Origin of the sequence: Paenibacillus hamazuiensis, from assembly GCF_023276405.1 — a bacterium.
In the GTDB taxonomy this organism is placed as follows: Bacteria; Bacillota; Bacilli; order Paenibacillales; family NBRC-103111; genus Paenibacillus_AF; species Paenibacillus_AF hamazuiensis.
Genome location: NZ_JALRMO010000001.1, coordinates 3,811,500 through 3,827,095, shown reverse-complemented (window position 1 = coordinate 3,827,095; position 15,596 = coordinate 3,811,500). Strand labels below are relative to the sequence as shown.

Here is a 15,596-nt window from a genome sequence, read left to right as displayed (position 1 = left end):
TTCGAACACCGGGGGAGTGGAGGAAGATGGATTACTGGAGGTTGTTCCTCGGCTTTTTTCGGATCGGTCTGCTCGGCTACGGCGGCGGTCCGACGATGATTCCTCTCGTCCACGTCGAAGCCGTGCAAAAATATGGCTGGATGACGGACGAGGAGTTCTCCGAAGTGCTGGCGATGGGCAACGCGCTGCCGGGGCCGATCGCGACGAAAATGGCCGGCTATATCGGCTACAAGGTGAAGGGAACGCTCGGTGCGTGCGTGGCGATCGCGGCGATGGTCGTGCCCGTGCTGGCCGGCATGATTTTGCTGCTGGGAGCGATCTATAAACTGAAGGATTCCGGCATCGTGGGCGGTATGACACACGGCATTCAGCCGGTCATCGGTGTGATGATGGCGGCGCTCGCATACGATTTCTTCAAGAAAGCGTGGAAAAGCTGGGTCAAAAGCAAAACGATCGCCTGGACGCTCATTTCCGTCGTAACGCTCGTGCTTTTCGACCTGAACCCGGGATTGCTGATCGGAAGCGCGCTGGCGTATGCGTTCATTGAGTCGACGTACCTGCTGCAAAGGCGCCGGAAAAAACGGAGAGAGCCGGATAGGGGAATTTCCGCATGACGCTGCTCGACATCTTTTGGGCTTTTTTCGTCCCCAATATACTCGGGTATGGCGGAGGACCGCCGATCATTCCGCTGCTGCAGGGCGAGGTCGTCGACCATTTCGGCTGGCAAAGCCTGGAGCAGTTCGGCGATGTGCTGGCGCTCGGCAACGCGCTGCCGAGCCCGATAGCGACCAAGCTGGGCGGCTATATCGGCTACCAGGTGGCCGGCATTCCCGGCGCTGCGGTCGCTTTAATCGCTACGATTGCGCCGACTGCGGTCGCGATGGTCATTTTGTTCAAGTTCCGCGAGGCGTTCAAAACGTCGCCGCAGGTTGCGGCCATGACCGAAATTGTCCGGCCGATCGTCGCCGTGCTGCTCGGTACGCTCGCCTATCAGTTTCTGGCGAGCGCCTACCAGTCCGTCGGCCTGTGGCAAACGGCGCTGCTCACGGCGCTCAGCCTTGTCGCACTGGAAAAGCTCAAGCTTCATCCGGGCCTCGTGGTCGGAGGAGCCCTTTTATACGGCGCCTTTGTACTGGGCTGAACCGGTGCGGACGCACTCCGAAAGTGGTTGATATTGCGATATCATATCGATTACACTAAAGGAAACACTTTTCGGAGGTATACCAAATGCCGGACACGCCAGTAATATGGAGAGACGAAGAACTCAGCCCCATTCGCGATAAAGTTTATCAGTATATTAAACAAGCCATCGTCCAGGGCGTTTACAAATCCGGCGAACGCATCATTGAGCGGGAGCTTGCCGACCAATTGAACGTGAGCCGGACTCCGATTCGGGAAGCGCTGTTCCGCCTGGAGTCGCAAGGTTTTGTCAAAACGCTTCCGCGCAAAGGCGTCGTCGTTTCGAAGCTGTCGCCGGAAGAAATTATTGAGATTTTTACGATTTTGTCCGCGCTGGAAAGCCTTGCGATGAAGATGGCCGCGCAGAAAGCGGATGCGTCGCAGCGCGAAGAGCTGACGCAAATCATCCAGTCGATCGACCGTTCTTTGGCGAAAAACGATTTCGCTCCGGAAGATAAAAATTATCATTTTGAAATCAACGATGTGATTTGCCGGGCCGCGCAAAGCCCGAGGCTGACGCAAATGCTCGACGGCTTGTCCGATTATATCCGCGCTTTCGCGACACTCGGCTATGAGCTGCCGGGCCGGCTGCGCAAAGCGATGGAGGAGCATCGCGATCTGGCTTCGGCTGTGCGGAACGGGGAAGCGGAGCTGGCGGAGAGCTTGACCAAGATTCACCTGGAAAATTCCAAGAGGGCTTATCTGGAAGCGCTCGAGAAAGAATGATCGCACGTTTGGCGCACCGGCTTCATGCGGCGGAGGGAGGTTTTTATGCCTACAGTCAAATTACACCAAAACGGTGAGGTTTATCAGCAGGAAGTGGACGCAAACAGCAATTTGGTTGTTTTAGCCGGGGTGAAAAAATTCCCTCATCTGAAGTACGGCTGCGGCATGGGGAAATGCACGAAATGCACGGTCAAAGTGATTTCGGGAGGCGAAAGCCTTCCCGAGCCGAACTGGAAGGAAAACAAAATGCTCGGCGATAAGCTCGGCGAAGGGTATCGCTTGGCCTGCCAGCTTTATATCAGCGAAAATATCGAAATCGTTCAGGAATAAGCCGGCATGATCCTGCCGTTTCCGGCGTGCGAATCGCATAAGGGGGAGAGCGAGTGATGCACAAGCACGGACAAGCCGCAGCGAAGCTTGCGGAATTGGACATTGTCCTCGGAGCCGCCCCCGTACCCGCGGGCAGCTACGCGCCTTACAAGATGGCGGCGTCCTTCCTGTATTTAAGCGGAGTGACGCCTAAGGAAAACGGGGTGCTGAAGTATAAGGGCAAGGTAGGGGACGATTTCACCAAAGAAGAGGGTTATCAGGCGGCCAGGTTATGCGCGGTCAATCAATTGGCCGCTCTGAATGCCGCTCTGGGAGATTTGGACCGCGTCGCCGAGATCGTGAAAGTGACCGGCTTTATTCACGCTGCGCCCGGCTTCTCCGAGCTTCCTTATGTGCTTGACGGCGCCTCTGACCTGCTGACCCGCGTATTCGGCGACCGCGGACTGCATGCCAGGTCGGCCGTCGGCGTGGCGTCGCTGCCGGGAGCGGCCGCTGTGGAAGTGGAAATGATCGTTCGTTACGAATAAACAGACGCGTTTGCAGTTCATTTTATCAAACTGGAGGTTTTGCGGATGAGCGAATACATATTGGTATCTACGACGGAACGTTACCGGACCGTAACCGACAATCCGAATCTGGAGAAAGTCGCCGATTATGAATATTATTTTTTTGGAAAAAAGAAGACGACGTTTTCCATCTGCCGGATCAAAAGCCCGGATACGAGAATCGTCATTCAAGGGGTTGCCGAAGTGTTCCCCGACAACAGCATCCCGCTGAAGGTGTTCCCGAAGTTCGATTCGACCGCGGAGATCGAAAAGGAGATTTTCGAGCTCGATATCGACGAGGAGAGCAAAATCGTCAAAGTGCCGGTTTGACGGGGGGTTCCAGTTCCGTTGGCGTGCAAAAGAAAAGGCCGTCTGAGGCCAAGCCTGCGAGCTTGGACTAAGACGGCCTTTGGCTTACGGAGAAGACGGGCTGCCGGCAGCCCGTCGGACGTCAGCCCATCCGGCGGCAGGATGCTGCAGTCCATTCGTTATTTGTGTGATTTTTCGAATACAATGGTTGGATCTGATGCAAAAAGTAATCTTCTATCTGATTTTTCACACATATTATTCGATTTTACCGTCCAGGGGTCGTTAAAACCAAATCCCGAACCGGAATTTCGGTTTGCTGCATTACCGGTCCGTGCATGTAACGGGCAGTAGCGGCACCGATGTCCGTTTTGGAGTCAATTAACATGGAAAGAATAATTCAGGATCGGTCTGCCGGGTGTGCTGCGAAGCATCGTAAAGGAGCGGATACTTCATGAAAGTATCCGCTCCTTTTACATCTTATAATACAGCTAATGAAAACGGCAGCTCAAGCGTATGTATAGACGCGGCCGGGACTACCCGCATTTCATAACGCACGTTTCACCCGCGGCGCCCACCGCCGGGCGGTCCAACCCCGCGAAGCTCCGCCGGCTTACTGCGCGGCGTTAATTCGCCGCTCCGCGATTTTGTTCAGCCGCTCGAGGTCCTCTTCGCCCCACGCAACCGTGACATCTCCGCTAATAAAGGTTTGGCATGCCAGGCGATACCCCATGTCGATCTTCTCTTTGCCCAAGCGGTCGATTTCCTTTTTCATGACCTTGCTAAGATTTTCGCCGCCTTCCACGATCCGTACCCGGCAAGTTCCACACAGCCCCCCGCCGCATTTATAAGGAACGCTGCCTTCGTAACGAATGGACATTCTTAAAAGATTCGTATCTTTTTCAATTTCGATGGATTTGCCGGACGTTTGAAAAGTCACAGATGGCATAAGACATCCCTCCCCGTCGATATAAGCCTATTATATCACAGTCATTTGGTTTATGGTATACCAAATACAATTAATTTGGTATGATGGTAAGTAGAATGTCACTTTTTTAACCTTGGGGAGGGCCTATGCTGAAAATCGGAATTATCGGATATGGAACGATTGGAGAAGATGTCGCCCAGTTTTTGCTGAAAGGAGAGGCAGGTGCGGCCCGTCTCGAAGCCGTCCTCGTGCGCGACGAAACCCGTTTTGCACGTGCGGCATCGGCTGAATATGTGATCACGGACAAAGAAGAGCTGTTCTTTGCCAAGCGGATGGACGTTATCGTTGAGTGTGCGGGCCATGAGGCCGTCAGAACCTACGGGGAAACGGTATTGTCCAGCGGAGCCGACCTCATTTTGGTCAGCGTCGGCGCGCTCGCAGACGAGGCGCTGCAGGAAAGTTTAATGGCCAAAGCCGCCGAATGCGGCCGGAAAATCATCGTACCTTCGGCAGCGATCGGTGGTTTGGACCGGATTGCCGCAGGGAGCGTAGGCCCTATGGAAGAAGTGACGCTGATCACGCGAAAGCCGGTCAAAGCCTGGTACGGCACTTTGGTAGAGCGGCAGGTCAATCTGGCAGCCTTGAGCGAGCCTTACTGCGCCTTCGAGGGCGCAGCGCGGGATGCGGCCCGGTTGTTTCCGGAAAGTGTCAACGTATCCGCGGCGCTAAGCTTGGCAGGCATCGGCTTCGACCGCACGAAGGTGAAGGTGTTCGCCGATCCCGGGATCAACCACAATACGCATGAGATTGAGGCGAAAGGCAAATTCGGGCAGATCAAGCTGCAGATCCGCAATACCCCCTCCGACCGCAATCCCAAAACCGGTTATATCGTAGCGATGAGCATCATCAAAACAATCCGAAATTTAAATTCCCCCTTTGTGATCGGCATATAGGTTGTGAAAATAAGCCGGCTGAACCCCGTGAAATGTGCCGTAATAGTGAACAATTGAGACGTGCTATTGACCGTTTCAAGCTTATGTAATACGATCGAATCAGCACAGGAAGCGTTAAACGCCGGCCTGATTCAAACAAACCCGATGGGAGGTTCGTACCGGAGAATTTGTTGTAATTGGCATATAAAAAAGTATAATGTGATAGAATGTCATTGAATCTATGAAAAAGGAGAATCTTGCGTGGCATATAACAGCATAATTTTGCGTCTTGAGCTTAATCACGCTATGGTAAACTTCGGTGATGTCGCTTCCGCGATCAGCAAAGCGGGCGGAGACATTACCTCGATCGACGTCATTCGTCCCGGACAGGAAACTTCCGTTCGCGATATCACGGTGCATGTGGAGGAAAAGGCGGAGGCGCGTGTGGTTGAAACGCTGCGGTCTCTTCAAGGGATCGAGCTTATCAACGTGTCCGACCGTACATTTTTGGTGCATTTGGGCGGTAAAATTTCCGTCCAGCCGAATTTGCCGATCAAAAACCGCGAGGATTTGTCCCGAGTATACACTCCCGGCGTAGCCCGCGTTTGTACGTCCATACATGAAAATCCGCAAAAAGCGTATTCGCTGACCATTAAAAGAAATACGGTAGCCGTCGTTACCGATGGCACGGCCGTTTTGGGCTTGGGCGATATCGGGCCGCATGCGGCTGCGCCGGTCATGGAAGGCAAAGCGATGCTGTTCAAGCAGCTCGGCGGCGTGGATGCGTTCCCGATCTGTCTGGACAGCAAGGATACGGAGGAAATTATCCGCACGATCAAGGCGATCAGCCCGATTTTCGGCGGCATCAATCTGGAAGATATCAGCTCGCCGCGCTGCTTCGAAATTGAAACGCGTCTGGCGGACGAGCTCGATATTCCGGTTTTCCATGACGACCAGCACGGCACGGCAATTGTCGTTGTCGCCGGTCTGCTTAACGCGCTGAAAGTAGCCGGCAAACGGATGGATCAGGTGCGCGTCGTCGTCAACGGCATCGGCGCGGCGGGCGTTTCGATTTGCAAAATGCTGCTGGCGTCCGGAGTGACCAAGCTTGTTCCGGTAGACCGGGAAGGCGCTATCGTGCGCGGCGGGGAATACTCCCATCCGATGTGGAAATGGCTCTCCGAGCAGCCGCAGGTGGAGGCGACTCCGGGCACTTTGAAAGAATTGATCGCAGGCGCCGACGTGTTTATCGGCGTTTCCAGAGGAGGCCTTCTGAACGCTGAGGACGTACAGAAAATGGCGCCGAACAGCATCGTCTTCGCGATGGCCAATCCGGTGCCGGAAATCGCACCCGAAGATGCGCTGCCGCATGTGCGCGTTTTTGCAACGGGACGAAGCGATTATCCGAACCAGATCAACAACGTACTCGTGTTCCCCGGCATTTTCCGCGGGGCGCTCGACTGCCGCGCGCGCCGCATCAACGAGCCGATGAAGCTGGCCGCCGCCCGGGCGATCGCCGCGGTCGTTTCGCCTAACGAGCTGAACGACCAATACATCATACCAAGCATATTCAACGAGCAGGTCGTCACCAAAGTCAGACATGCTGTCGTTGAGGCGGCGATTTTGACCGGCGTTGCGCGGAGAATTCCGCCGGACTTCAGGTGATGAGGGGGGCCCCCCTCAATCCCCTAAAAGCAATTTCAAAGTTCTAAATCGTAGGGCCACCTCCTAAGGGCATACCACCCCCTAAATCGTAGGGCCACCCCCTAAATCCCCCTAAAGGGGGACCCCAGGCGCTCGGGCGCCCTGGACCCGCCCGGTTGAGGGAGTGCTCGCTGCTAGGTCGCGTTTGTCCGGCATGGATTTATTGCTGATTGGCAATAAATCTCATTGCCGGACACGCTTTACTTTGGTGCGATGATGCAGGGAGTGGGTGCGTGCCTCGGGCCCGCGATTGCCCAGCACAGTTCGGCTGACGCCGAATTTGTGCCGGGAACGCTTAACTATTTTCATTTGCATATACGTTCCCATAAGGCAAAAAGGCATGGTTCATAGCGAACCGTGCCTTTTTTTGAAGTTAACAAAGTGGGATAGCCCCTGCTTGTCCCCACTGGCTATACACGGAGACTCGGATTAAGCCGCGGCCCGAACGCTGTTCAAAAACTGTAACGGTTGTGATAGAGCTTATTTAGCTAAAAATGCCCGTTTTCCAAATCTAACGGTCGCCAGCGAGCTTATTTGCAGGATTAACCGATAATAGGTCAGCATATTGCCCAAATAACCTCCATCAGAACCGTTACGATTTTATAATCGGCAATCTTCCTGCAATAACCTCCGTGACAACCGTTAGAATTTTATCGCATCCAATTCACCTTATCGCCAACAGCTACTCTGCGATCTGCTTCAAATAACGGATCGTGTCGTTCAGCTCATGAGGCTGGGTCGATTCGATCGAGATGTCGATAAATGGTTTGCAGGAAGCAAGCAGCTTCAGAAAGCGGGCAAGGTGGAACTCGCTTTCGCCTGGTTTCGTTTCGACCAGCTTGCCGTCTTGATAGACGAGTCCTTTAATATGGGCGAGCACGATGCGGTCGCCGAATAAAGAGAATGCCTGGTCGATGACCTCGTCCTGGCGGTCGAGGTTTCGTTCGTCCAGCAGGTTGCAGGGGTCGAGCACAACGCCGATGCAGCTGCAGGGAATTTCCTCAAGCAGCTGCATCATTCGTTCCGGCGATGACAACGTGTGGCGGCAGACGGGTTCGATGGCGGCGTAGACGCCCCATTTTTCCGCTTCCTCGGCCAGCTCCAGCACCGTTTCCCGCAGCACTTCATAGCCCTTATCGATGTAGCTGCCCGGGTACTGCTGCCGATACGTATGCAAATCGCCGGTTTCCGTGGCGACCATCGGCACGCCGAGCTGACGGGCGAAGCGCAGATGCTCCTTAAAGCGGTCGATTTCACGCCTTCTTTGCGCAGGATCGGGGTGGATCGGGTCGATGTAGCAGCCGAGCACGCCGATGCGTACGCCGGAGCGCTGAAACTGCTCGCCGATATGATGGGCGAGACCGTGGCTGAGCCGCCCCAGTCCGGTATCGATGTCGCTGATCGCCTTGGAAAGCGCAAGCTGCACGAAATCTATGTCGTAAGAGGCGAGCGTTCGCGTCAGTTCGGCGAGAGGCTTGCATCCTACGGTATGTGCCAATGTTCCGTATGCCATAGTAAGCGGATTCTCCCTTGTCAGCTGATTTTCAGACGAATGACGTTCCATGAAGCTTTGTTCAGCTGCGCCGTAACGGAGCTGCCGTCGACTGCGGCGCTGCCGCGCTGATGCGGCGTTACATTGTCCGGCCGTTCGGCGGTGTTGGCCGCCTTCAGATCGCCGTGCTCCAGCACGATGTGCTCGATCAGGCGGCAGCCTCCGAAGCTGCGCAGATCAACCTGCAGCGTGAGAGCTTCATCCAGATGGCGGTTGACGGCGAAAATCGTCACTTCGCTTTTTTCCTCGTTATGAATCGCGATCGATTCCAAATAAGGCACGTCGGTGATGGACGGCGTATCGTATTTGGGCGTTTGGATGAGCGGTACAAGCGCGGTGCCTCTGCCGTAAAGGGACGCGTGCAAGTACGGGTAATAAATCGTTTGCTTCCAGGCTTTGCCGCCGGTTTCGGTCATGATCGGCGCGATGACGTTGACGAGCTGAGCGATGCACGCCATTTTGACGCGGTCGGCGCGCTTCAGCAGGCTGATCAGCATGCAGCCGACAAGCAGCGCATCCTCGTGTGTATAAATATCCTCTAGCTGCGGCGGCGCGATCTGCCACGGTTCGAGTTTGCTGTCCGCTTCTTTGGAATGGTACCATACGTTCCACTCGTCGAAGGAAAGGTACATCGTTTTCTTGCTGCGTTTTTTCGCCTTGACATAGTCGCAGGTGGCGATGACCGAATCGATGAAGCGGTCCATTTCAACGGAACGCGCCAGAAATGTCGGCGTGTCCTTCTCCGCATTCGAGTAATATTGGTGCAGGGAAATATACTCGACGTAATTGTACGTATGGTCGAGCACGGTTGCTTCCCATTCCGGGAACGTCGGCATCGTTCGGCTGGAGCTGCCGCATGCGACGAGTTCGATCGTAGGGTCGACCCATCTCATCACTTTGGCGGTTTCGGCAGCGATGCGCCCGTATTCGACGGCTGTTTTGGCGCCGATTTGCCACGGACCGTCCATCTCGTTGCCGAGGCACCACGTCTTGATGCCGTGCGGCTGCTCGTAGCCGTGGCTTCTGCGCAAATCGCTCCAGTATGTACCGGAAGGGTGGTTGCTGTATTCGACCAAATTGCGCGCTTCATCGGGGCCGCGCGTGCCGAGATTGACCGCCATCATCGCCTGGGTGTTCGCTTTTTTCGTCCAATCGGCGAATTCGTTAAAGCCGAACTGATTCGTTTCGATCGTTCTCCATGCCAGCTCGAGACGGCGTTTGCGTTCTTCCTTCGGGCCTACTCCGTCCTCCCAATTGTAACCGGAAACAAAATTGCCCCCTGGGTAACGGACGATCGGTACATCCAGCGCGCGGACGAGCTCGAACACGTCTTTGCGGAAACCCAACTCGTCCGCTTGCGGATGCCCGGGCTCATAAATACCGCCATATACGGCGCGGCCCAAATGCTCGATAAAGGAGCCGTAAATTCGCGAATCGATGGAACCGATGGTGAAATCTTTGTCTACGATCATTTTTGCCTGAGAAGCCATTGCCAACTATCCCTCCAATGAATTAATATAAATATTAATATGATAAACAAAAACATTAACTAACTCTATTTAACTAGAAGCCCCCCCAATTTGCAACCATTAATTTTTAAAACTCGAATGACGAAAGGACTTCATACGATGAAAGCCGACATCAGCAAAAACTCGCTGCCGCTTTACGAGGCGCTGGCCAGCGAGGTTCGCTTAAACATTATCGGGCTGCTTGCCGGGCAGCCGATGAATGTGAAGGATATTGCCGCCGCATTGAATCTGAGCAGCGCGATCGTGACGATGCACATCCGCAAGCTGGAGCTCGGCGGTCTTATCCGCACCGAAATGGTGCGCAAGGATAAGGGCACGCATAAAATTTGCTCGCTTGCCGTCGACCGCATTGAGATCGCCATGCCGGTCATGGAGCAAGCAAGGCCCTCGTTTCACGAGGCGACGATTCCGATCGGGCATTACACCGAATTCGAGGTTCACCCGACCTGCGGCCTCGCGACCCGCGACAAGCTGATCGGGCAATATGACGATCCGCGTTATTTTCTTGAACCGGATCGGGTGCGCGCCGGCATTTTATGGTTCGGCAAAGGGTTTGTCGAATACAAAATTCCGAACTATTTGCTTAGCGGCCAGCAGCCGAGCCAAATCGAAATATCGATGGAGCTGGGCTCCGAGGCGCCGGGGTTCAACGAAAACTGGCCTTCCGACATCGACTTTTATTTGAACGGCGTTCATCTCGGCCAATGGACGAGTCCGGGCGATTACGGCTCGAGCCGCGGGCGCTATACTCCTTCCTGGTGGCAGAACGGGGTGAACCAATACGGCCTGCTCAAGGTCATAAGGATCACGGCGGACGGGACCTTTATCGACGGGCAGCGCATGTCGGACACGGGGATCGGCGACATCGGCACGGAGCGCAATCAATGGACGCTGCGGCTGGCTGTGCTGAGTTCTTCGGAGCATGTTGGAGGGCTCACGCTTTACGGCGAAGGGTTCGGAAATTACAATCAGGACATCGTGTTCCGGGTGTATTACGAATAAGTGCTGGAACATATGACCATTGGTCAGACAATGGCATTCGGGAGTTTTTCATAGTACAATAAAATTCGCGTTTCGGCTTTAAAAATATGTGGACGGGATTTCCCGGGCGAGGATGATCCTTATGCGCAACCGATGGTATAATCGATTGCTGTTATCCTATTTTCCGATTTTGATCGTAGCAATTTCTACCATTATTTTCATTTCTTTTTTCGTAGTCAGCGAAATTTCCAAAAAAGAAGCCGAGCGAGCGAATCAAATCTCGACGAAATACGTCGCGGATACGATGGAGTCGACCCTGCGCGGGGTCGAACAGATGATGCTGAAGGAGATGGCCTCGAATTCCGATTTTGGCGACTTTTTTGTCCCTAAAGCCAATGCCGACCCGCGCATTGTCCAATACCAGGCATCCAACGATTTGAAGCGGTTTTCCACGAATCAATTTTTGATCCATTCGGTCTATTTGTATCGGTTCAGCGATAAGCTGGTGCTTACGCAAACGTCGGCGGGCCCGCTGGACGATTTTCGCGATAAGGCATTCATTTTGAAGCAAACGTCGGATTCCCCCTATATTGGCTGGACTCCGGTACGAAAATACAGCGAGTTTCAGACCGATCCCGAGGAACAAGTGATTACGCTGAGCAAACAGGCGATGCTGCCTTTCGGCAATGAGGGCATCGTCGTCATTAACGTGCGCGTCAGCGAGCTGATGCGGATGGTCGGCGAAATGGTCAACAGCCAGCTCACGTTCATGGAAATTTGGAGCAAGGACGGGCTGATTTATCCGCCGAACTTGGACGAAAGCTCTCCCGAGCTGCACAGCGCAAGCCGCAAGGTGCTCAGCGAGATGTCGTCCGATTATCTCGGCTGGAGGTTCGTCAGCGGCCTTAAAGCGGGTCAGCTGTTCGGTTGGGTTTCTTTTATCTCCTACATGTGGATCGGCATCGGCAGTCTGATCATCATCTTATGTATTGTTTACATTATTTACATTACCCGGAAAAACTATAAGCCGATAGAGCTCATCTTGAGCCGGATTCAGGAGTATCAGCAAAAAAGCTTGCAGCAGGGGAAGGCGTTCGACGAGTTTTCCTTTATTGAGAAAGCGCTTGAGAACCTGATCGACCAGACGAACCGTTATGAAAAAAGATACAAGGAAGATTTGCTGCTGCACCGCAAGCAGTTTTTTCAAAAGCTTATTGAAGGAGACCGCGAAATTTCGCGGAATCAGTGGAAAACGCAAATGGAGCAGCTCCAATTGGAGTACGATTTCACTTCGCTTTGCGTGAGCGCGGCCGAAATCGACGGGTATCCCGGCTTTTCCAGGACGTATAACGACCGCGATCAAAATCTGCTCAAATTCGCCTTGACCAACGTGATCCAGGAGTTTGCCAAACAGGAGGGGCTATCGATTTGGGCGGAATGGATTTCCAGCCAAAGATTGGGCATTCTATACATGTTTAAACATGAGGAGCAGCGCGAAGCGGAGCATCTCGTAAGGATGAGCGAGCTGTTCCGGGAATGGGTGCAAACGAACCTTAAGCTTTCCATAACGATCGGCATCGGCAGCTTATCTGACCGGCTGGGCGGCATTCGGCCGTCTTATCTGGAAGCCGATTCGCTGCTTCGGCATAAACTGCAGCTCGGTAAGGGCAAGGTGGCGGTGTATACCGAGCCTGCCGCGAATAAAGCGGACGGAGCTTTTGAATATTATCAAAAAATTTCTTCGGCCGTTCAATATTTCCGTCTGACGAATGAAGCGTGGTCGGAAGTGCTCGGCGATGTTTTCCGGCATATGAAGGATGAATATTTGGAAGACGAAGATATTCGCACCTTGGTCGATTATTTGATTCATATGCTGAGCCGGGAGCTGGATGAGCTGCCGGATTCGCTGAAGCGGCAGTGGCAAGAAGAAATTTATCCGTCGCTTTCCAAATATATGGAAGAAGCGGAAACGGTGGACGCTTTGGCCGAAACGCTGATCGATCATCTGTCGGAATTGTACCGGCATTACGTGGAGATCCGCGAATCGAAAGGCCAGCTCGCAATGCTTGGCGAGATGCGCAAGTACATTGAAGAAAACTACGCGAACCCGGATTTGTCGCTCGCTCATCTAAGCGATAAATTCGACGTCAACGCCAAATATTTGAGCCAGCTGTTCAAGGAGCAGTTCGGCATGAAGTTCGTCGACTTTTTGGTGAACCTTCGCATGGAGGAAGCGAAACGTCTGCTGCTCGAAACCGACGATTCGATCCAGGACATCGCCGAGAAGGTCGGCTACACGCACGGCATTTCGTTCGGCCGCACGTTCAAAAAAATCGTCGGCACCACCCCCGGCGACTACCGGAAAGTGATGTAGGGATTCCCCCAACAAAAATTCACAAGATTATTCCGTGGCTAAGGCCACGGTTTTTCATTGTTATGGAACTAATAGATGATGTTGACAGAGGATATATTCTATGGCGCCGAGTGTGGGAAAGAGGCACGTTTTCAATCTCTCCACACTCGGCATCGCACAAAAAGTAGAGCGTGGCCGCACGCAATTTTGCCGTCAGGCAAAATCCGTGCAGCCAAACGCGGGCTCGAGGCACTCATGATCTCCCCAGGCATCGCACCGAAAGTGCAGCGTGCCCGGCATAGGATTTTTGGCGCGCAGCCCAAAAATCCATGCCGGGCAAACGCGAACTAGAAGCAAGCAGTCCCGTACTGCGGGCGGGTCCAGGGCGCCCGAGCGCCTGGGGTCCCCCCATGGGGGGATTTAGAGCAGCGGTACGATGTCAAGCCCCTTTGTTAACATAACATTTTTCGCTCCGAACCTTTTTAGGAGGTGACCCGAAAAAAGGCAACACCAAATCAGACCCACCCTACCACTATATCAAATGGTAAATAATACCATGTCTAATAATGGAAATAGGTGGATTTTTCTAGGGATCTATGTCTAAGCTTCTTGTCGGATCACCTCCTGGGGTTCGTAGAGTCGGTTGGTTCGCAGCAGATGATCGACCAACCGCACCAACTTACGAGCTGTAAGCGCAAGGGCACGTTTTTCGGCGTATTTAGCCGGCTCCGCTTTCTTGTGGCTGTAATATTGCGCAAATATAGTGTCGTGCACCTGGACACTCTTTGCTGCTTCTGTGAAGTAATACTTCAAGTAGCGGTTGCCGGACTTAATAAGCCGAGATTCAACGCCTTTAAAGTTACCCGATTGGTTTTCTGTCCATGCAAGTCCGGCGTATTTGGCCAGTTTCATATGGCTAGGAAAGCGCCCAATGTCTCCGATCTCGGAGAGGATGCCCGCCGCGAAGATGGGGCCCATTCCGGGGACCGAAGTGAGGGTCTGCGGAATGGACGCCAAATGATCTTCAATCGCTTTTTGCAGTGATTTGGCTTGTTCCTGTAAAGATCGGATGATGCGAATGTTGGAAGCCATCGCAAAGTTGACAGCATCCGCCATGGCCTTTGGCAGGCGGTAGGAGGAGCGCGCCGCTTTTTGCAGCGCCAAAGCCACTTCCTCCGGGTTCTCAAACTGATTCCGGCCGCGCTCCATCACAAAGGCCATCAAGTCTTCGACGGACATGTGAATAATGTCTTCGACACTGGCAAATTCCTCGATGACAGCCAAGCTGGTCGCCGACGTCTTGTGCCGGAAAGGTCCGCTGGCATAACTGCTGAACTTTAAAAATAAGTTGGTCAGCAGGAAATTGGTCTCCCGTGTCAAAGTATGTACAACGTGGAAACGGGTTCTCGTCAGGCGCTGTAGGGCGGCCATGGACTCGCTCCACGTGTAGGCACGGGGTAGATGACCGGATCGGAGCTTCGCGGCGATGAACCAGGCGTCTACCCTGTCGTTTTTTGGGGCGTACAGAAAGTGAGCTTTCTTGAACTCCTTAATCAGACTCGGGTTGAAGACGTAGACGGCATGCTCATAAGGTTCGAAGGTCAGAACGCTTTGCAAGTAACGGGCCAGATGACTGGAAAAAGGGCCTGTAGCTTCGAGTCCGAAACGAATATGCGTCAACCCGTGCTTGCTCATCAGCGCCTTGATCCTCTCCTGAAAGATCATCACGCCGGGTTCATCATTGGTGACGGTAAACCGGCTCAGAGGTTTGTGGACATCACCTTCCGGCAGGCAACAGACTACGTTGTTCTTGCTGCTTACATCGATCCCGACAAATAAGATGCTGGGCATAGGGTACACCTCCTTTCGTAAGGGACTCGGTGTTTACGGTCCTGGGATGTCCTTGGGAAACTCTCCGCTAACAGCCTTGCGAGCTATAGGAATACACCGGGGCCCGTCGGTGCACTTTCCTTCCTCTGCTATGCGGAAGGGACGGGAACGCCCGGGAAACAGTCAGCGTGTAGGAAAATACGGAAGAGGCCAAGGGAACACTCTAAATTGGAAGAACCCGCATGAAAGCAAGGTCAACAGGGGGGCAAGGAACATTCCCGTCGGTAACACCTATTGGCTATTTTCCCAAAGACACCCCAGGATCGTAAAGCACCCAGTCGAATAAATTTGCTACGTTGGCTGTGAAAACATAAGCCTCCCGCGCCTTCGCTTGGGCTACGTCCACATCCACCATAGTAAAGTGATGCATTATTCAATTTTCAAGGAGCAGCATTTAAAAAAAGCACCTCAAGATCGGATATTATGTAAACCGATCATTGAGCTGCTCTTAGTATACAAGGGGGGGCTGAACAGGAGCAGCCTGGGGTCCCCCCGGTGGGGGGATTTAGGGGGCCCTCACAGAAAATAATCAGCAATCTGAAATCGGTTTGTCCGCGGAAAAAGAGGCATTGCGACGCTTTGGTTTGTGCTGCGGAATCATGTTTATTGATGCCTAACCGGAAGCTGGGGTATAACGGAGT

General features: G+C 53.5%; 14 protein-coding genes. 10 read left to right on the top strand and 4 right to left on the bottom strand.

All coding sequences use genetic code 11. The annotated features are described in order from the left end of the window. Nucleotides 1–26: 26 nt before the first annotated feature. From MYS68_RS16825 to MYS68_RS16800, 6 genes are all read left to right on the top strand, one after another. A complete protein-coding gene (locus MYS68_RS16825) occupies nt 27–614 on the top strand; it encodes a chromate transporter (protein WP_248926941.1) in 588 nt (195 codons plus the stop codon). After that, on the top strand, nt 611–1,141 hold the full coding sequence (locus MYS68_RS16820) for a chromate transporter (protein WP_248926940.1): 531 nt from the start codon (nt 611–613) through the stop codon (nt 1,139–1,141). The genes MYS68_RS16825 and MYS68_RS16820 overlap by 4 nt, the downstream gene beginning before the upstream one ends. Before the next feature lie 86 nt (nt 1,142–1,227). Continuing rightward, nucleotides 1,228–1,905, top strand: coding sequence for a GntR family transcriptional regulator (locus MYS68_RS16815; protein ID WP_248926939.1), 678 nt, complete (start codon nt 1,228–1,230; stop codon nt 1,903–1,905). A gap of 45 nt (nt 1,906–1,950) precedes the next feature. After that, a complete protein-coding gene (locus MYS68_RS16810) occupies nt 1,951–2,235 on the top strand; it encodes a 2Fe-2S iron-sulfur cluster-binding protein (protein WP_248926938.1) in 285 nt (94 codons plus the stop codon). 56 nt (nt 2,236–2,291) lie between these two features. Then, complete coding sequence (locus MYS68_RS16805; RefSeq protein WP_248930935.1) at nt 2,292–2,762, top strand: RidA family protein; 471 nt, start codon at nt 2,292–2,294, stop codon at nt 2,760–2,762. 45 nt (nt 2,763–2,807) lie between these two features. Beyond that, the gene (locus MYS68_RS16800) at nt 2,808–3,110 is read left to right on the top strand and encodes a hypothetical protein (protein WP_248926937.1); all 303 of its coding nucleotides are present in this window, start codon (nt 2,808–2,810) and stop codon (nt 3,108–3,110) included. A gap of 589 nt (nt 3,111–3,699) precedes the next feature. Here the strand turns inward: MYS68_RS16800 and MYS68_RS16795 are convergent. Beyond that, on the bottom strand, nt 3,700–4,035 hold the full coding sequence (locus MYS68_RS16795) for a 2Fe-2S iron-sulfur cluster-binding protein (RefSeq protein WP_248926936.1): 336 nt from the start codon (nt 4,033–4,035) through the stop codon (nt 3,700–3,702). A gap of 125 nt (nt 4,036–4,160) precedes the next feature. Here MYS68_RS16795 and nadX point away from each other — a divergent pair, with 125 nt between their 5' ends. Further along, complete coding sequence (nadX, locus tag MYS68_RS16790) at nt 4,161–4,967, top strand: aspartate dehydrogenase (protein ID WP_248926935.1); 807 nt, start codon at nt 4,161–4,163, stop codon at nt 4,965–4,967. Nucleotides 4,968–5,207: 240 nt separating this feature from the next. Beyond that, nucleotides 5,208–6,611 (top strand): NAD-dependent malic enzyme, encoded by a 1,404-nt coding sequence (locus MYS68_RS16785; protein ID WP_248926934.1) that lies wholly within the window; start codon nt 5,208–5,210, stop codon nt 6,609–6,611. A 721-nt stretch (nt 6,612–7,332) separates the two neighbouring features. Here the strand turns inward: MYS68_RS16785 and MYS68_RS16780 are convergent. Continuing rightward, nucleotides 7,333–8,163, bottom strand: coding sequence for a sugar phosphate isomerase/epimerase family protein (locus tag MYS68_RS16780; RefSeq protein WP_248926933.1), 831 nt, complete (start codon nt 8,161–8,163; stop codon nt 7,333–7,335). 20 nt (nt 8,164–8,183) lie between these two features. After that, a complete protein-coding gene (gene arfA / locus MYS68_RS16775; RefSeq protein WP_248926932.1) occupies nt 8,184–9,692 on the bottom strand; it encodes an arabinosylfuranosidase ArfA in 1,509 nt (502 codons plus the stop codon). 138 nt (nt 9,693–9,830) lie between these two features. Here arfA and MYS68_RS16770 point away from each other — a divergent pair, with 138 nt between their 5' ends. Beyond that, nucleotides 9,831–10,733 (top strand): ArsR/SmtB family transcription factor, encoded by a 903-nt coding sequence (locus tag MYS68_RS16770; RefSeq protein ID WP_248926931.1) that lies wholly within the window; start codon nt 9,831–9,833, stop codon nt 10,731–10,733. A gap of 121 nt (nt 10,734–10,854) precedes the next feature. Beyond that, nucleotides 10,855–13,086 (top strand): AraC family transcriptional regulator, encoded by a 2,232-nt coding sequence (locus MYS68_RS16765; RefSeq protein WP_248926930.1) that lies wholly within the window; start codon nt 10,855–10,857, stop codon nt 13,084–13,086. Between the two features lie 579 nt (nt 13,087–13,665). Here the strand turns inward: MYS68_RS16765 and MYS68_RS16760 are convergent. Further along, complete coding sequence (locus tag MYS68_RS16760; RefSeq protein WP_248925944.1) at nt 13,666–14,916, bottom strand: IS110 family RNA-guided transposase; 1,251 nt, start codon at nt 14,914–14,916, stop codon at nt 13,666–13,668. Between the last annotated feature and the right edge of the window lie 680 nt (nt 14,917–15,596).